Source organism: Nonomuraea sp. NPDC049684 (assembly GCF_044465345.1).
Taxonomy (GTDB): domain Bacteria; phylum Actinomycetota; class Actinomycetes; order Streptosporangiales; family Streptosporangiaceae; genus Nonomuraea.
Window position 1 is genome coordinate 394,312 of the sequence record NZ_JBITLO010000009.1, and the last position, 17,057, is coordinate 411,368.

General features: G+C 73.8%; 16 protein-coding genes. 10 read left to right on the top strand and 6 right to left on the bottom strand.

Going from position 1 to position 17,057, the window contains the following annotated elements; all coding sequences use genetic code 11:
• The first annotated feature begins 1 nt into the window (after position 1).
• From ACIBST_RS28415 to ACIBST_RS28445, 7 genes are read left to right on the top strand one after another with little or no spacing between them, the layout of a single operon-like run.
• The gene (locus ACIBST_RS28415; protein WP_397176009.1) at positions 2 to 1,228 is read left to right on the top strand and encodes an NAD(P)/FAD-dependent oxidoreductase; all 1,227 of its coding nucleotides are present in this window, start codon (positions 2 to 4) and stop codon (positions 1,226 to 1,228) included.
• Entirely contained in the window at positions 1,225 to 1,509 is a 285-nt protein-coding gene (locus ACIBST_RS28420; protein ID WP_397176010.1) for a (2Fe-2S)-binding protein, read from the top strand. Before ACIBST_RS28415 ends, ACIBST_RS28420 begins: the two co-directional genes overlap by 4 nt.
• Positions 1,502 to 2,989 (top strand): NAD(P)/FAD-dependent oxidoreductase, encoded by a 1,488-nt coding sequence (locus ACIBST_RS28425; RefSeq protein ID WP_397176011.1) that lies wholly within the window; start codon positions 1,502 to 1,504, stop codon positions 2,987 to 2,989. The genes ACIBST_RS28420 and ACIBST_RS28425 overlap by 8 nt, the downstream gene beginning before the upstream one ends.
• Positions 2,982 to 4,505: an aldehyde dehydrogenase (NADP(+)) gene (locus ACIBST_RS28430; protein WP_397176013.1), complete on the top strand. Its 1,524-nt coding sequence runs from the start codon at positions 2,982 to 2,984 to the stop codon at positions 4,503 to 4,505. The genes ACIBST_RS28425 and ACIBST_RS28430 overlap by 8 nt, the downstream gene beginning before the upstream one ends.
• Before the next feature lie 24 nt (positions 4,506 to 4,529).
• On the top strand, positions 4,530 to 5,693 hold the full coding sequence (locus ACIBST_RS28435; RefSeq protein ID WP_397176015.1) for a phosphotriesterase: 1,164 nt from the start codon (positions 4,530 to 4,532) through the stop codon (positions 5,691 to 5,693).
• On the top strand, positions 5,690 to 6,760 hold the full coding sequence (locus ACIBST_RS28440) for a phosphotriesterase (protein WP_397176016.1): 1,071 nt from the start codon (positions 5,690 to 5,692) through the stop codon (positions 6,758 to 6,760). The genes ACIBST_RS28435 and ACIBST_RS28440 overlap by 4 nt, the downstream gene beginning before the upstream one ends.
• Before the next feature lie 11 nt (positions 6,761 to 6,771).
• Entirely contained in the window at positions 6,772 to 7,749 is a 978-nt protein-coding gene (locus tag ACIBST_RS28445; protein ID WP_397176018.1) for an alpha/beta hydrolase, read from the top strand.
• Positions 7,750 to 7,999: 250 nt separating this feature from the next.
• On the opposite strand, the gene ACIBST_RS28450 is transcribed toward ACIBST_RS28445, so the two are convergent.
• Positions 8,000 to 8,971, bottom strand: a complete 972-nt coding sequence (locus tag ACIBST_RS28450; protein WP_397176020.1) for an alpha/beta hydrolase — start codon at positions 8,969 to 8,971, stop codon at positions 8,000 to 8,002.
• A 114-nt stretch (positions 8,972 to 9,085) separates the two neighbouring features.
• Here ACIBST_RS28450 and ACIBST_RS28455 point away from each other — a divergent pair, with 114 nt between their 5' ends.
• A complete protein-coding gene (locus ACIBST_RS28455; protein WP_397176022.1) occupies positions 9,086 to 9,628 on the top strand; it encodes a hypothetical protein in 543 nt (180 codons plus the stop codon).
• A gap of 28 nt (positions 9,629 to 9,656) precedes the next feature.
• On the opposite strand, the gene ACIBST_RS28460 is transcribed toward ACIBST_RS28455, so the two are convergent.
• From ACIBST_RS28460 to ACIBST_RS28480, 5 genes are all read right to left on the bottom strand, one after another.
• The gene (locus ACIBST_RS28460) at positions 9,657 to 10,820 is read right to left on the bottom strand and encodes an FAD-dependent monooxygenase (protein WP_397176024.1); all 1,164 of its coding nucleotides are present in this window, start codon (positions 10,818 to 10,820) and stop codon (positions 9,657 to 9,659) included.
• Positions 10,821 to 10,910: 90 nt separating this feature from the next.
• Positions 10,911 to 11,456: a hypothetical protein gene (locus tag ACIBST_RS28465; RefSeq protein WP_397176026.1), complete on the bottom strand. Its 546-nt coding sequence runs from the start codon at positions 11,454 to 11,456 to the stop codon at positions 10,911 to 10,913.
• A gap of 79 nt (positions 11,457 to 11,535) precedes the next feature.
• On the bottom strand, positions 11,536 to 12,261 hold the full coding sequence (locus ACIBST_RS28470) for a LuxR C-terminal-related transcriptional regulator (RefSeq protein ID WP_397176027.1): 726 nt from the start codon (positions 12,259 to 12,261) through the stop codon (positions 11,536 to 11,538).
• A gap of 130 nt (positions 12,262 to 12,391) precedes the next feature.
• Entirely contained in the window at positions 12,392 to 13,666 is a 1,275-nt protein-coding gene (locus ACIBST_RS28475) for a phytase (protein ID WP_397176029.1), read from the bottom strand.
• 167 nt (positions 13,667 to 13,833) lie between these two features.
• Positions 13,834 to 15,003, bottom strand: coding sequence for an ABC transporter substrate-binding protein (locus tag ACIBST_RS28480; RefSeq protein ID WP_397176031.1), 1,170 nt, complete (start codon positions 15,001 to 15,003; stop codon positions 13,834 to 13,836).
• Positions 15,004 to 15,240: 237 nt separating this feature from the next.
• On the opposite strand from ACIBST_RS28480, the gene ACIBST_RS28485 reads away from it, so the two are divergent.
• Both ACIBST_RS28485 and ACIBST_RS28490 read left to right on the top strand, forming a co-directional pair.
• Positions 15,241 to 16,212: a Gfo/Idh/MocA family oxidoreductase gene (locus tag ACIBST_RS28485; RefSeq protein ID WP_397176032.1), complete on the top strand. Its 972-nt coding sequence runs from the start codon at positions 15,241 to 15,243 to the stop codon at positions 16,210 to 16,212.
• Positions 16,209 to 17,051: a TIM barrel protein gene (locus ACIBST_RS28490; RefSeq protein WP_397176034.1), complete on the top strand. Its 843-nt coding sequence runs from the start codon at positions 16,209 to 16,211 to the stop codon at positions 17,049 to 17,051. Before ACIBST_RS28485 ends, ACIBST_RS28490 begins: the two co-directional genes overlap by 4 nt.
• The last annotated feature ends 6 nt before the right edge of the window (positions 17,052 to 17,057 follow it).

The following is a 17,057-nucleotide window of genomic DNA, read 5'->3' on the forward strand; positions in this document are numbered from 1 at the left end:
CGTGAGCGCCGACCTCGTCGTGGTCGGCGCCGGCGTGGTGGGCGCGGCCGGCGCGTACTTCGCCGCGCGGGCCGGGCTGCGCGTGGTGGTCGTCGAGCGCGGAGCCATCGCCGGGGGCACCTCCAGCGCGGGCGAGGGCAATCTGCTCGTGTCCGACAAGGAGGCAGGGCCCGAGCTCGACCTCGCGCTCTACTCCCAGCGGGTGTGGCGCGAGGACCTGGCCGAGCACGCCGGGCTGTGGGAGTTCGAGGCCAAGGGCGGGCTGGTCGTCGCGTCGTCCGGGGCCGGTCTGGCCTCGCTGCGCGAGCTGGGCGAGCATCAGCGCCGCCACGGCGTCGAGGTGCGCGACGTGGCGGCGCAGGAGCTGCGCGACTACGAGCCGCACCTCGCGCCCGGGCTCGCCGGAGCCGCCTTCTACCCCCAGGACGCCCAGGTCCAGCCCATGCTGGTGGTCGCCCACCTGCTGCGGCTGGCCCGCGCGCACGGCGCGCAGGTGCGCACCCGTACCGGCGTCACCGGCTTCCTGCGCGACGGGAGCCGCGTCACCGGCGTGCGCACCACGGCCGGCGACGTGCCCGCCGGGGCGGTGCTCAACGCGACCGGCACGTGGGCAGGCGACGTCGCCGCCCTGGCCGGGGTGCACGTGCCCGTCCTGCCCAGACGCGGGTTCGTGCTGGTCACCCAGCCCATGCCGCCCCGGACGATCCGCCACAAGGTCTACGCCGCCGAGTACGTCGGGGACGTGGCCAGCTCCGACGCCGCCCTGCAGACCTCGCCCGTCGTGGAGGGCACCGGCAGCGGCACGATCCTCATCGGCGCCTCCAGGGAACGGGTCGGCTTCGACCGCACGTTCTCCCCGCGGGCGGCCGGCGCGCTGGCGGCCAAGGCGATCGCGCTGTTCCCGATGTTGCGGGACGTCCGGGCCATGCGCACGTACCTGGGGTTCCGGCCGTACTGCCCGGACCATCTGCCGGTGATCGGGCCCGACCCGCGCGCGCCCGGGTTGTGGCACGCCTGCGGGCACGAGGGGGCGGGCATCGGACTGTCCGCGGGCACCGGCAAGCTCGTCGCCCAGGCGCTCACCGGTCGCACCCCGGACCTCGACCTCAAGCCCTTCGCCCCCGACCGCTTCCCAGCCCCCGACCGCTCTTCCGGCACCGACCACTTGTCCGCTTCTGACCGCTTTTCCGGCACCGGGTCCGCCGCGACCGAGGAGGGGCCCCGATGACCCACCAGATGACCTTCCGCGGCGCGAGCGTTCCCGCCGAGCAGGGGCAGAGCGTCGGGGCCGCCCTGGTCGCGGCGGGCATCCTCGACTGGCGCACCACCCGCGGGGCCGGTCGGCCGCGCGGGCTGTTCTGCGGCATCGGCATCTGCTTCGACTGCCTCATCACCGTCGACGGCGTCCCCGACCAGCGCGCCTGCCTGGTCCCGGCGCGCGACGGCATGCGCCTCGGCGACGACGCCCCCGCCCGGGAAGACGGCGAGCCGGGAGGCCCCCATGCGTGAGACGCACGACGTCGCCGTGGTCGGCGCGGGCCCGGCCGGACTGGCCGCCGCCGTCGAGGCCGCCGGGTCCGGGCTGGACGTGGCCCTCGTGGACGGCGCCCGCCAGCCGGGCGGCCAGTTCTGGCGGCACTACGACGAACGCCACGCCCGCCCCGAGGACGCCGCCGGGCACCACGACTGGCCCGTCTTCACCCGGCTGCGCGACCGGCTGCGCGCCCTGACCGCCGCCGGACGGATCCGCTACCTGCCCGGCCACCAGGTCTGGCTGGCCGCCCGGGACGACGCGGGCACGTTCACGCTGCGCACCACCCCCACAGTCCCGGAGGAGGGGGCCGCCGGCGCCACGGTGACCGCCCGCGCGCTGATCCTGTGCCCCGGCGGCTACGACAGGCAGCTTCCCGTCCCCGGCTGGGACCTGCCCGGCGTGATGGCCGCCGGTGGGGTGCAGGCCCTGCTCAAGGGGCAGCGCACGCTCGCCGGCCGCCGCGCGGTCGTCGCCGGGACCGGGCCGTTCCTGCTGCCGGTCGCCACCGGCCTGGCCGCGGCCGGGGCGCGGGTGGCGGCGGTCGCCGAGGCCAACGCCACGCTCGGCTGGCTGCGCGAGCTGCGCGGCGCCGCGTCCGTGCCGGCCAAGGGGCTGGAGGCGGTGCAGTACGCGGCGCTGATGGCCCGTCACCGCGTGCCGTACCGCACCGGGACCGTGGTCACCGAGATCCTGGGGGAGAACCGGGTCGAGGCCGTCCGGCTCGCCCGGCTCGGCCGCGACGGCCGCCCGGCCGGGCCGGCCCGCGAGATCCCCGCCGACCTCGTCGCGCTCGGCTGGGGGTTCACGCCGTCCCTCGAACTGCCGCTCATGCTCGGCGCCGGCACCAGGAAGGACGTCGACGGCTCGCTCGTCGTGACCGTGGACGCCTTCCAGCGCACCGACGTCCCCGGCCTGTACGTCGCGGGCGAGGCGACCGGCGTCGGCGGCGCCGTCCTGGCCCGGCAGGAGGGGCGGCTGAGCGCCCTGGCCCTGGCCCGTACGCTGGGCCGCCGGGCCGACCCGGCGCTCATGGGCCGGTTGCGCCGGTCGATCGCCCGCGGGCGGCGCTTCGCCGCGGCCATGCACCGGACCTACCCCGTGCCGCGCGCCTGGACGTCCTGGCTGCGGGAGGAGACGCTGGTCTGCCGCTGCGAGGAGGTCTCCTACGGCGACCTGCGCCGCGCCCACGACGACCTGGGCGCCGACGACCCGCGCACGCTGAAGATGCTGGCCAGGCCGGGCATGGGCTGGTGCCAGGGACGGGTGTGCGGGTTCGCCACCGCCGGTGTCGCGGCCTGCCTGAGCAGCCGCGAGAGCACGGCCGCCGACCTGCGCCCGCTGTCCACCCGGAGCCTGGCGGCCCCGGTGCCCCTGGGCGAGCTGGCCGCGCTCGCCGACGACCACCCTGCCGACAACACCGACGAAGACCATGAAAGAGGACGAGACCGTGAGTGACGTGCTGAGCGTCGACCCGCGTACCGGACAGGCCCGCGAGCGCGTCGCGGCGGAGTCGACGCCGCAGGACGTGGACCGCGCCGTGCGCGCCGCTGCCGCCGCCGCCCCCGCGCTGGCCGACCGGTCCGTACGCGCCGACCTGCTGCGTACCGCCGCCGCGCTGCTGGAGGAGGGCGGCGAGGAGATCATCGCGACCGCCGACGCGGAGACCGCCCTCGGCAGGGTCCGCCTCACCGGCGAGCTGGCCCGCACCTGCTACCAGCTACGGGCCTTCGCCGACGTGGCCGAGTCGGGCGCCTTCCTGGACGTGATCATCGACCACGCCGACCCGGCCGCCCGCCCGGCCCCCCGCCCCGACCTGCGGCGCTACAAGGTGCCGCTGGGCGTGGTCGCGGTGTTCGCGGCGAGCAACTTCCCGCTGGCCTTCAGCGTGCCGGGCGGCGACACCGCCAGCGCGCTGGCCGCCGGGTGCCCGGTCGTGGTCAAGGCGCATCCGGACCATCCGGCGACCAGCGTCCTGACCGCCCGCGCGCTGCGCGCCGCCGCCGAGAAGGCCGGTCTGCCGGCCGACGTCGTGGGCCTGGTGCACGGCTTCGCGGCCGGCCCGGAGCTGGTCCGGCACCCGCTGACCGCCGCCGTCGGCTTCACCGGCTCGGTACGCGGCGGGCGGGCGCTGCACGACCTGGCCGCCGCCCGTCCGCGGCCGATCCCGTTCCACGGCGAGCTGGGCAGCCTCAACCCGGTCGTGGTGACCGAGCGGGCCGCCGCGACCCGGGCGGCCGAGATCGGCGCGGGCCTGGCCGCCTCCTACACCCAGGGCCTCGGCCAGTTCTGCGTCAAGCCGGGCCTGGTCCTGCTGCCCGCGGGCCCGGCGGGCGACGCGGTGCTCGACGCCGTGGTCGCGGCCACCGTGCCCGCCGGACCGCTGCTCGACCCGCGCATGCGGGCGGCCTTCCTGGACGGCGTGCGCTCCCGCGCCCAGCTTCCCGGGGTCAGGCAGGTGCTGGCCGCGGGCGAGGACGACGCCGCGCCGCTGGCCGTCCGTCCGGGCGTGCTGACCGTGGCGGCCGAGCGGCTCGCGGACGGGGACGCCCACGCCGAGCTGCTGGAGGAATGCTTCGGGCCGGTCACCGTCGTGGCCCGGTACGGCTCGGAGGCCGAGCGGGACGCGGTGCTCGACGCGCTGCCCGGCAACCTCACCGCGACCGCCCACCTGGGGGCCGACGAGCGCGAGGGCGCGGCGGCCGGCCTGGTGGCCAGGCTCGCCGGGCTGGCCGGACGCGTCGTCGTTGACGGCTGGCCCACGGGCGTGTCGGTCGCGCCCGCGATGCAGCACGGCGGGCCGTACCCGGCCTCGACCAGCACCTCGACCTCGGTCGGCGGCACCGCGATCGAGCGCTGGCTGCGCCCGGTGTGCTTCCAGGACACCCCCGACCCCCTCCTGCCGCCGGAGCTGCGCGAGGCCAACCCGCTCGGCGTTCCGCGGACGGTGGACGGCTTTTATCTACACTTGTAGACGCTCTGGGGCTATATTGCTCGTGTGTCCACCACCGATGCCACGGTCGTGGCCGTCACCGGCGAGGTCCCAGCGACCTCGCTGGGCGCGGTCCTGCCGCACGAGCACCTGCTGAGCGACTTCGCCCCGCCCGACGACACGCCCGAGTCCTGGGCGCGCACCGGCCGCACCCGTCCCACGGCGGCCGGCGCCCTGTGGCTCTACCGCGCGCCGCTGACGATGGACCTGCTCGGCGAGGTCGGCATGGGCGCCGTCAACCGGGACGACCTGCTGCTCGGCGACGCGGGCCTGGCCGCCGCCGAGCTGGCCGCGTTCCGGGAGGCCGGCGGCGGCACGGTGGTGGACCTGACGACCGACGGGCTCGGCCGCGACCCGGCCGGGCTGCGCCGGCTCGCCGAGGAGACCGGCGTAACCATCGTCATGGGCTGCGGCCGGCACCACCCCGCACGCCCCGCACACCCCGCCGCCCCTGCCGCCCCTGCCGCCCCTGCCGCCCGGGAGGCTGCCGCGCCGACCTCGGCCCGTGACGTCGCCGCTCTGACCTCCGCCCGGGACGTCGCCGCGCTGGCCGGGGAGCTGACCGAGGAGCTGGTTCGCGAGCTCACCGAGGGCGTGCGCGGCGTGCGGGCCGGCATCATCGGCGAGCTGGCCGCGCTCGACCCCGGCGTGCCCGCCGAGCGCGCGTTCCTGGTCGCCGCGGCCCGCGCGTCGGCGGCCACCGGCGCCGCCGTCTCGCTGGCCCGCAACGACGACCCGGCCGTCCAGCAGCGCGTCCTCGACGTGCTCGCCGAGGAGGGCACGGACCTCACGCGGGTGGCCGTCGGCCACTGCGACGCTCTCTCCCCGCGGCCCGACGACCTCGAACCGCTGCTCGGCCGCGGCGTCTTCGTGCAGTTCGACCGGCTCGGCAGGCTGCCCACCGCGCTCAGCGTCTCCGACGACCAGGACGTCGCCGCGGCCGTGCTCGAACTCGCCCGCCGCGGCCACGCCGGACGCCTGCTGCTGTCGCAGGGCGTACGGGCCAAGTCGGAGCTCCTCGCGTACGGCGGCGGCGGTTACGCCTTCGTCCTGCGGCAGTTCGTGCCCTACCTGAGGATGCTCGGCGCCGACGACGAGCTGATCGAGACCCTCACCGTGCGCAACCCGCGGCGGCTGCTCGCGCTCCGGAGCGAGGAGGCGGGCTCGTGAGCCGCTACCCCTTCCCCATCCCGAACCTGGCCGGGCAGGCGCTCACCGTCGCCGGCCCGGTGGACCCGGCGCTGCTCGGGCAGACGTCCATGCACGAGCACATCTTCATCGACCTGCGCAGGCCCGCCCGGTCCCGCCGGCCCGGCGAGGACGCGCCGGCGGCGGCCGAGCCGCTCACCCTGGCCAACCTCGCCCGTACCCGCCACGGCGGGCCGAACGCCGACAACGACCTGCTGGGCGACTTCGACGAGATGCTCGCCGAGACCCTCGCCTTCGCCCACAGCGGCGGCCGCACCATGGTCGAGGTCTCGCCCATCGGCCTCGGCCGCGACCCCGAGGCGCTGCTGCGGCTGTCCCGGGCCGGCGGGATGCACATCGTCATGGGCGGCGGCTGGTACACCCCGGCGTTCCATCCGGCCGACATGGACCAGCGCACGGTCGACGAGCTGGCCGACGTCATCGTGCGCGACGTCGTGCTCGGGGCCGACGGCACCGGCGTGCGCGCGGGCATCATCGGCGAGGTCGGCGCGGAGTCGTCGCCGCTGACCGGCGGCGAGCTGAAGAGCGTACGGGCCGCCGGGCGGGCCGCCCGCGTCACCGGCGCGCCGGTCACCTTCCACGTCGGCGGCGTCGGCGAGGAGAAGTTCCGGGTGCTCGACATCCTCCAGGAGGAGGGCGTCGCCCCCGGCAGCGTCGTCCTGGGGCACTGCGCGGACGTCCTGTCCGGACCCGAGTTCGCCGAGCGGCTGCTGGCCCGCGGCGTCTTCGTCGAGTTCGACTTCCTCGCCGCGCCGGGCAGCCCGTGGGGGCACCTCGTCCTGGGCAGCGACCACAAGGTCCTGCGCGGCATCGCCGACCTGGTCGAACGGGGCTACGCGGGCCAGATCGTGCTGGGTCACGACGTGTGCCAGAAGATCCAGCTCAAGCGGTACGGCGGCAAGGGCTACGACTACATCCCGCGGCACTTCCTGCCCGCCCTGCGCCGCCTCGGCGTCAGCTCCGAGGCCATCCACAAGATCATGGTCGAGAACCCGGCACGGGCGCTCACCTTCGCAGAACCGCAGTGACCAGGAGAACCATGCCCCCCACCCCTGTGCCCTTCGACCCGGCGATGGCCGCCGTCCTGGACGGCATGCCCCGGCCCGACGGGCCCGCCCCCACCTTGGAGACCATCCCCCTGATGCGCGCCGCCGGGGCGGCCATGCCCATGCCGACGGTCGCCGACGTGATCGGCGACCGCGAGATCGACGCCGAGGAGCTGCTCGTCCCCGGCCCGTCCGGCGCGCCGGACCTGGAGATCACCGTGCTGCGCCCGCGCCGCCTGCGGTCCCCGGCCCCCGGGCTGTACAACATCCACGGCGGCGGCATGATCACCGGCCACCGGGCCATGGACACGCCGCGCCTGGTCGCGCTCGTCGAGGAGCTGGGCGTCGTCGCCGTCAACGTCGAGTACCGCCTGGCCCCCGAGCACCCCCATCCGGCGCCGGTCGAGGACTGCTACGCCGGACTGGCCTGGATGTCGCGGCACGCCGCCGAGCTCGGCGTGGACCCCGGGCGCGTGGTGGTCATGGGCGGCAGCGCCGGCGGCGGCCTGGCGGCCGGGGTCGCCCTGCTGGCCCGCGACCGAGGCGGCCCGCGCCTGGCTGGCCAGCTCCTGCTGTGCCCGATGCTGGACGACCTCAACACCACCGTCTCCAGCCACCAGTACGACGGCCTCGGCACCTGGCCGCGCGCCCTGAACCTGCTGGGCTGGCGGGCCCTGCTCGGCGAGCGGGCCGGCGACCCGGACGCCGGCGTCCCCTGCTACGCGGCCCCGGCGCGGGCGGCCGACCTGTCGGGGCTGCCGCCCGCGTTCATCGAGGCGGGCGCCGCCGAGCTGTTCCGCGACGAGGACGTCGCGTACGCCACGCGGATCTGGGCGGCCGGCGGGCAGGCCGAACTGCACATCTGGAACGGCGCCTTCCACGGCTTCGACATCTTCGCCCCGGACCACGAGATCACCCGCGCCGCCCTCGCCACCCGCCTCTCCTGGCTGACCCGCACCCTGACCCCGTAACCTCCCGCCCGCCGCCCCGCGAACGAAGTGGTGAGGAGGGGGCGGAATGCCCACGTCGCTCCGATCCGCCGTCTCTTGCGTCGTGTGGAGGGCCTCTGGGGCGGTGGGGACGTGGGGGTGCCTACGCCGCTCCGATCCGGCTGTCCTCCTGGTGTCGTTCGGAGGGTGGCGCCCGGGGTGATGGGGAGGGAGATGTCCGCGTCCCTCGGGCCCGTCGTCCCTCGGGCGCGCCGTCCGGGGGACAGGGGGGTTAGATGGCCAGGGTGCGTTGGAGCCAGGAGAGTTTGGTTTCCAGGGCGGCGCGGGAGACGCGGGCGGCTGGGGTGACGTTGAAGCCGTGGTGGCCGCCGGCCCACACGTGGAGTTCCGCCTGGCCGCCGGTCGCCCAGATGCGCGTGGCGAACTCGACCGCCTCGTCCCGGAACACCTCGGCGGCCCCGACCTCGATGAAGACCGGCGGCAGCCCCGACAGGTCGGCCGCGCGCGCCGGGACCTCGTGCGGCAGCACGTCCGGGCCGCCCCGCCGGTCGCCGAGCACCGCGGTCCAGGCGGTGTCGTTGTTGTTGCGGTCCCAGGCGCCGATGCCGTCGTACTGGAGGCTCGACACGGTCGAGTTCCGGTCGTCGATCATGGGTGCGCCGATGTAGAGCCCGGCGGCGGCCGGGCCGTTCCGGTCGCGGGCCATGATGCCGACGGACGCCGTGAGCCCGCCGCCCGCGCTGAAGCCGGACACGAGCAGCCGCCCCGGGTCGAACCCCAGCTCCTCGGCGTGCCCGGCGGTCCAGACGAAGCCCGCGTAGCAGTCCTCGGCCGCCGCCGGGGCCGGGTGCTCCGGGGCGAGCCGGTACTCGACCGTCACCCCGACCATGCCGTGCTCCAGGGCCGCCTGGATCAGGCCCTCGATGCCGAAGAAGCGGGTGCCGAGGATCATCCCGCCGCCGTGGATCTCGTACACGGCCGCCGCGCCGGGCGCGGGCCCACCCTTGGGACGGACGACCGTGAGGGTGACGTCGGGCGCGCCCTCGGGGCCGGGAACGTCCACGTCCCACCACTCGACGGGACGGCCGGCGACGATCGCCTCCATGGGCGGGATGAGCTCGGCGAAGATCTCGCGGTTGCGCTGGATGGTGTCCGCGCGCAGCGGAACGCTCTCGACCGTCGCCAGGAACGCCGCGAGACCTTCCGCCAGCTCAGGGTCGTAGGGAACGGGGACGTAGCTCATCGTGCCGCCTCTCGGAGCCGAACGGACGGCTTAAAGTCTACGAGCGTAGAAGCGGTCTGTCCTGATATACACGGGTACGCGATCAGTCTGACCATGTCCCCCAAGGAGAAGACCATGGTGAAGAGACTCCTCGAAGCGACCCCGTTACGCGCGGGGGTCGTCGCGGCCGTCGCACTGACCGGCACGCTGCTGACCTCCGCCCCGGCCGGCGCCGCCACTGCGGGCCTCCAGGCCGCCGCCGCCCAGACCTCCTCGGCCGTCCAGGAGGCGGCCTCCCGCCCGGCCAACGGACGGATCGTCTACGACCGTCTCAGCGGCGGCCGCGGCGTACTCAAGATCAAGAACGGCACGTCGAAGGACGGCGTCGTCACCATCGTCAAGGGCCGGACCAAGGCGATCAGCGTCTACGTGCGCGCCCGGTCCACCGCCCGCATCCGGGACGTCCGGGACGGCACGTACCGCATCTTCTTCACCACCGGCTACCGGTTCAGCATGTCGAAGGGCCGCTTCACCAGGGGCGCGACGTACCAGAAGTTCAACGACCGGCTGCGCTTCCGCACGACCTCGACGCAGTACACCATCTGGACCCTGACCCTGAACCCGGTCAGGGGCGGCAACGCCCGCACCAGCCCCGTGAACCCCAAGGACTACCCCTGATCGGGACCTGAGCGGGCGCGCCTCCCGGTCAGTCCTTGCCGAAGCCGCCGAACCCGCCGAAAAAGCTGAGAACGCGGTCGACCTGGACGTACATCCGGGGCGGCAGGTGCGGCAGCACCCGGGAGTGCCGCTGGCCGAGCAGCGCGATGAACTCGACCGGCGAGAGGTCGATGTAGCGCGTCAGGTTCTCGTACCACTGGGCGCTGAGCCGGGCCGACTTCTGGTGCGGGCGGATCGCCTTGCGGCGCTCGCGGTCGTAGCGGGCGAGGGCGGCCGGGAGCTCCGGCTCCTGGTTCAGCGCGTTGACCAGGAAGGCGGCGTCCCCGAAGGCCAGGGCGGTGCCCGCGCCGATGGAGTAGTGGGTGGTGTGCGCGGCGTCCCCGAGCAGGACGAGGTCGTCGTGGTACCAGGTGCGGTTGGTCAGCGTGCGGAAGTTCAGCCAGTACGCGCTGCCGTCGGTGTGCGCCCGTCCGATCAGCGGGTGGCCGTCCAGGACGTCGGCGAAGATCTTCTCCAGCAGCGCCAGGCCGTCGGCCGCGTCGGCCCGGTCGAGGCCGAGCCCCTTCCAGGTCTCGGGGGAGCACTCGACGACGCACGTGCTGTGGTCGCCGCTGTAGACGTAGCAGTAGCACCAGATCCAGCCGTGCGGGGTCTCGGAGAAGGCGAAGGTGAAGGAGTCGAAGACCTTCGTGGTGCCGAGCCAGATGTAGTGGTTGCGGCCGACCGCGATCTCGGTGCCGAAATGGTCGGCGTGCGGCGCGCGCATCGTGCTGTTGATGCCGTCGCCGGCCACGACCAGGTCGGCGTCGAGCTCCTCCCGGGAGGCGATCTCGCGGCCGTGCTCGACGTGCACGCCCAGGGAGCGGGCGCGGTCGGCCAGGATGTCGAGCAGGCGGTGGCGGCAGATGCCGAAGCCCTCGTCCGACTCGGTGAGCGACACCGTCGCGCGGTCCTGGACGTGGGTGACCCAGCTGTCCCAGCGGATCGAGTTCTCCCTGATGACGTCCGCCGACTCGGGGTCGGCGGCGCGCAGGTTCTTGAGCAGGTCGTCCCAGTAGGTCACGCCCCAGCCGTAGGTGGTCCCGGCCGGGTTGCGCTCGTAGACGGCGACCTCGTGGGACGGGTCGACCCGCTTCATCAGGATCGAGAAGTACAGGTTGGCGGGCCCACCGCCGACGCAGGCGACCTTCACACTAGCTCCCCTAGCGACAGAAAGTAATCAATTCAGCACAGAGAGTATCAGAGGGTCTGTGTCAGGGGAGAAGGCGCGCCCGCCGGACGGTCAGGCCGCCGCTCGCGCCGTACCGCGCAGGGCGCGCACGCCGCGCAGGCCGAGGGTGAGGCTGCCGGCCAGCAGCACGACGCCGGACAGCACCCCGCTGACCACCGGCACCCACGCCACCGCGGGCGTGGCGGCCAGGACGAGCCCGCCGGCGCCGAGCAGCGTGAGCGCCGCGCCCGGCACGGCGATGCTCCGGTCCTTCCACACGGGCGCGAGCGCGACGAAGTGCACGCCCACCACGAACGCCACCCACGCCACGTTCCCCTCCTCGGGACGCCCGAGCGCGGCCAGCACCCGCAGCCCGCCGAACAGCAGGACCGCCTCCACCACGACCACGGCCAGGTAGCCGGGTCCGAACATGCCCCGCCGGCCGGCCGGGGCGGGACGTTCCGCGCGCACGGCACGCAGCCACATCGCCAGCACGGCCGCCGCCGCCAGGCACGCGGCGGCCCGCAGGACGTTCGCCGCCACGGGGTTGAGCGGGCCGTGCGCGTTGACGACGACGAACACCGCGCCGAACACCGCGCCGACCAGCAATCCAGTCATTTTCTGCATGACGTCCATCGAAGCGCCCGCCGCGGCCCGCCCGCGCGGGTGCTGGGACGAGGACGGGGTAGCCCTGGCCCTACCTGGCCACGCCGCGCAGGTAGGCCAGCACCGCCAGCACCCGCCGGTTGGCGTCGTCGGTCGCGGGCAGGCCGAGCTTGCCGAACACGGAGGCCACGTGCTTGCCGACGGCCGCCTCCGTGATCGACAGGGCGCGGGCCACGGCGCTGTTGGAGCGGCCCTCGGCGATCAGCGCCAGCACCTCCCGCTCCCGGGGCGAGAGCCGGTGGGCCGGCTCGGTGACCTCCCTGGCCCGCGCCCACGACAGCTCGAACAGGTCGATGAGGGTGGCGATCAGCCCCTGCTGCCTGATCATCAGCGCGCCCGGCGTGTAGGCGATCGGGGTGATCCGGACGAACGCCACGGACCGGTCGAAGATCAGGAGCTGCTGGATGGGCTCGTCGATGACCCGGTGCAGGTCGCCGGCGGCGTGCAGTTCCTTGATGCGGGCCGCCTTGCGCGGGTCGTCCAGCACGCTCGAATGGACGATCGTGCGCATTGACAGGCCCTCCCGCAGGGCGTCCAGGACGGTACGCCGGCTGCGCTGCTCGTCGCGGCCCTGCTCGCGCGAGCCCACCGGGTGCATGGCCCGCAGCTCGGCCGACGACCGGGTGGCGCGCAGGATGTGCCGGCGGACGAGCTCGGGGTCCTCCAGTCGCTCGACGTCGACGGGGATGCCGCGCAGCTCGCCGACCACCTCTTCCAGGCGGCGGGCGAGGTGGTCGAGCGACTGGCTCTCGGTCACGCTCCTCCTCCGCACGCGCCCCCCATTCTCCCCGCCCCGCGAAAGGATGCCCAAATCGGCCCGGAAACGGCGAAGGGGCGCCGTCCGGCTGGACGGCGCCCCGGTTCGCGGGACCGCTGGGCGGCGATGATCAGTCGCGCGGGTCCCAGCCGTCGGTGTCCACGTCCAGGTCCAGCTCGTCGGCGATGTCGCCCCAGTCGGCGAACTTGAAGTTGGTGTTCTCCCGGTCGGCCGTGGCCGGCGTGTTCACGCCGTCGTGGGCGATGAACATGCCCTCGTCGAACTCGCCCAGCGGCACGTTGAGCACGGTCGAGCCGTCGCTCACCTCCGAGCCGTCGATGCCGTTCGCCTCGCCGATCCGGAACTGGCCGAGGTAGCCGTTGGAGCCCTCCCGGCGGTAGACGGCGAAGGTGTTGTCGCCCTGGCTGGAGGCCAGCAGGTAGCCCTTGCCGTCCTCGCGGTAGTAGATGGTCAGGCCCTCGGCGTCCGCGGTGAGGTGCGTGCCGCCGTAGCCGGGGTCGGCGCCGGGGGTGCACTCCTCGGTCGCGGGGTCGTAGGTGCCGGGGACGCCGTACTCGCGGACCTTGTCCACCAGGACGGGCGTGCCGGTGAGGTCGGCGCGCATCCGCCAGATGCCGACGTCCTCCTGGGCGGCGTAGAGCACGTCCCGCTCCTGGTCCACGACCATGCCCTCGACCTGCGCCTGCTCGTCGGGCTCAAGGCAGGGGGACCAGGTCTGGCCGTTCGGCAGGGTGAAGGAGCCCGGCAGCGTCATCGTCCGCACGAGCTGGTAGCCGATCTTGCCGCCCGGCTTGGCGAGCAGCTTGACCAGGCCGACCGAGGTCTTGTGGCGGCGGCTGACCAGCGCGTACGTGCCGGTGGAGTCCTTCCAGGCGGTCAGGCCGTAGGCCGTCTCGGCGTCGTTGACCTGCTGCTGCGTCGTGTTGAACACGAACGGCGCGGCCGGGTCGGTCACGTCGGTGAGGTGGCCGTGCGAGATGGCGTAGATGCGCAGCATGTCCCGGCCGCGGTCGGAGACGATCGCCAGGTCCCTGCCGCCGAAGCCGTAGGCGACGTCGACGTTGTTGAAGCGGCCCGCCTCGTCGTCCGGCCCGGGGGCGGCGGGGGCCGGCAGGTGCTGGAGCTGCTGCCCGTCGAGGTCGTAGACGTACAGGCCGCCCTTCTTGGCGGTGGCGATCACCACGCTGTCCTCGGAGTCGGACGGGTCGACCCAGATCGCGGGGTCGTCGCCGTTGGCGTCGCCGCCGGCCTCGTCGTCGTACAGGGAGGGGGTCTCGACGTCGGGGTACACGGTTGCCACGCCGGCACCGGCCGCGGGTACGGCGATCCCGCCCAACACGGTCAACATCAGGGCTGCCAGGGAGAGCCTGGACAGGGGACGCATTGCGCCTCCTCGTTCGGGGTGTTGATGTTGCCCCAAAACGTAACGACCAGTTTACAAGAAATCAATAGGTCGTCCTTATGTCAGGACATTAGGTGTTGCAAAGAGGCCAGGGCATGCCGACGCGCCCGGCCGGGGATCCTCCCGGCCGGGCGGTGCGACGGTGCGCGCTAGCTGCGGTTGACGCGCCAGAAGTCCGACATGGCCTGGCGGTTCTGCAGGTCGCCGAGCAGGCCCTTGGGGTCGGTGTGGAAGAGCTGGCCCTGCCAGTCCGACAGGCCGGGCGGGGTGACCATCGGCTTGACCGTGCTGTTGCCCGAGACGCCGCCCTCGCCGATCTCGTGCTTGACGCCCTCCTCGGTCATGATGAAGTGGACGAACAGCTTGGCCGCGTTGGGGTGCTTGCTCTTGGTGGCGATCGCCGCGTACTTGGGGTAGCTGAAGCCGGCGAAGGGGGTCATCCCCTCGCAGGCGGCCTGGTGGTAGCCCTTGTCCTCGTTGTTGCGGAACTTCGAGATCGACATGAAGCCGATCTTCTTGTCCGTGGCGGCCGGCGCGCCCACGGCGGCGGAGATGTCCTCGTCGGAGCCGGTCAGCACCGGCTTGTTGAGCGACAGGCGCTTGATCCACTCCTGCGCGGCGCTCTTCTCCTCGGTCTTCAGCGGCTTGCCGTACTTGGCCTGGTAGGCCTGTTCGAGGGCCTGGTTGCCGTACGCGTCGAGCTGGGTGAAGAACGACAGCACGGTCGGCTTGCCCAGCGGGTCCTGCATCACCAGCTTGCCGGACCACTCCGGATCGGTCAGGTCCCACACGTTCTTCACCGGGCAGCCGCCGGGGGAGAGCTTGGTGTTGTAGCCGAAGACCGTCGCCTTGGAGAGGGCGAGCAGCGGGTTCTGGTTCTCGGCGGGGATCTGGTCCTTCAGGTCGCCGGGGATCCACGTCTGGGTGACGCCCTGCGGCGCGAGCTGGCCGACCAGGACGCCGCCGTCCTCGTACATGGCCGCGTCGATGGTGACGTTGTCGGCGGCGTGCTCCCTGGTCATCTTCTCGGCCGTCTGCGGGGTGTCCGACTTCACCCCCTCCATGGCGATGCCGTACTTCGCGGTGAACGCCTTGGCCACTTCCTCGATGTCGCCGCTGGAGTCGTAGACCAGGACGCTGCCTTCCTTCTTCGCCGCGGCGACCAGCGCCTCCAGGTCGAAGTTCGCATCGAGCGACGGGCCGGGCAGCGCCTTGGCCGTCGCCGCCGCCGACGGTCCTCCGCCTGCGGTGGAGGGCGCGCACGCCACGGCGGCGGACGCCAGCAACGCCATGGAGATGATCTTCCCGGTACGCCTCATGATGGCGTCACTCCTCTTGCCTCTCGGATTCGCAAGGCGCCGCGCCAGCCCCGACCGGCGCCATTGTGTGCTCACGATGAACGTCACGTGAATAATTTGTCAAGACATTCTTACGTGCGAGCTGAGCCACGACCTCCCCTCCCAGCTACGACAGTTCATCCTTATGTCAGGACAAAGTCTTGACGGTTCATCTCCTGTTCATCTAGAACTGGAGGCCCCCCTGGATGAGGAGCGATCATGCGTGTGGGTCTGCTGGGCCTTGGACGTATAGGCATGTTCCATGCCACAACCCTGTCCGCCTTGGTTGACGAGCTCGTCGTGTCCGACGTGGACACGGCGAGGGCGGAGGAGGTGGCCCGGCGGCTCGGCGCCCGGACCGGCGATCCCTTCGACGCGGACGCGGTGGTCCTCGCGACGCCGACCTCCGCCCACGCCGAGGGCCTGCTGAGGGCGTGCGAGCGGGGAGTGCCGGCGTTCTGCGAGAAGCCCGCCGCGCCGACCGTCAAGGAGACGCTGCGGGTGGCCGAGGCCGTCGAACGGGCCGGGATCGGCGTGCACATCGGCTTCCAGCGCCGCTTCGACGCCGGCTACCAGGCTGCCCGCGAGGCGCTGCTGGCCGGCGAGCTGGGCGAGCTGCACCGCGTGCACATGCTGACCGGCGACCCGGCGCCGCCGCCCGCCGAGTACGTGGCCCAGTCCGGCGGCATCTTCCGCGACTGCCACATCCACGACTTCGACATCCTGCGCTGGGTCACCGGCCGCGAGGCGGACGTCGTGCAGGCGGTCGGCGCCAACCGCGGCGATCCGTACTTCGCCGCCGCCGGGGACGTCGACAACAGCGCCGCCCTGATCGTCATGGACGACGGCACGCTGGTCACCCTGCAGGGCTCCCGCTACAACGGCGCCGGCTACGACGTGCGCATGGAGCTGGCCGGCACGCTCGGCACCCGCGCCGTCGGGCTCGGCGACCGCACCCCGCTGCGCTCGGCCGAGGGCCTGAACCCGGACGGGCCGCCGTGGCCGGACTTCCAGACCAGGTTCGAGGACGCCTACGTCGCCGAGATGGGCGCGTTCCTGTCGATGGCCAGGGGCGAGAGCGAGAGCCCCTGCACCGTCCGCGACGCCCTGGCCGCCCTCTACCTGGCCGAGGCCGCCGACCTGGCGCGCCGCGAGGGCCGTCCGGTGCGCGTGCTGGAGGTGGCCCAGTGAGGATCGCCGCCGCACCCATCTCCTGGGGCGTGTGCGAGGTGCCCGGATGGGGACACCAGCTCACCGCCGACCGCGTGCTCGCCGAGATGGCCGAGCTCGGCCTGACCGCCACCGAGCTGGGCCCCGAGGGCTTCCTGCCCGCCGACCAGGACCTGCTCGGCCGGTACGGGCTGCGCGCCGTGGGCGGATTCGTCCCCGCGGTCCTGCACGACCCCGCCCACGACCCGCTGCCCGCCCTGCGCGCCACGTGGACCGCCTTCGACCCGGACGTGGTCGTCGTGCTGGCCGCCGCCACCGGCGCCGACGGCTACGACGCCCGTCCCGAGCTGGACGACACCGGCTGGCGCACCCTGCTCGGCAACCTCGACCGCGCCTTCCACGAGGCCAAGGGCGACGGCCGCGCGCTCACCCTGCACCCCCACGTCGGCACCATGGTCGAGACCGGCCAGGAGGTGGACCGGGTGCTCGGCGGCAGCGCCGTCCCGCTCTGCCTGGACACCGGCCACCTGCTCATCGGCGGCGGCGACCCTCTGGAGCTGGTCACCCGCGTCCCCGAGCGGATCGCCCACGTGCACCTGAAGGACGTCGACGCCGCCCTCGCCGCCCGCGTCCGGGCCGGTGAGCTGACCTACACCGACGCCGTCCGCGCCGGGATCTACCGCCGGCTCGGCCGCGGCGACGTGGACGTCCGGGGCATCGTCGAACGCCTGACCGCCGCCGGCTACGACGGCTGGTACGTCATGGAGCAGGACGTCGTCCTCGACGCCGAGCCCCCGGCGGGCGCCGGCCCGGCCGACGACGTGCGGGCGGGCGTGGCGTTCCTGCGGGGCCTGGCGTGAGCGCCC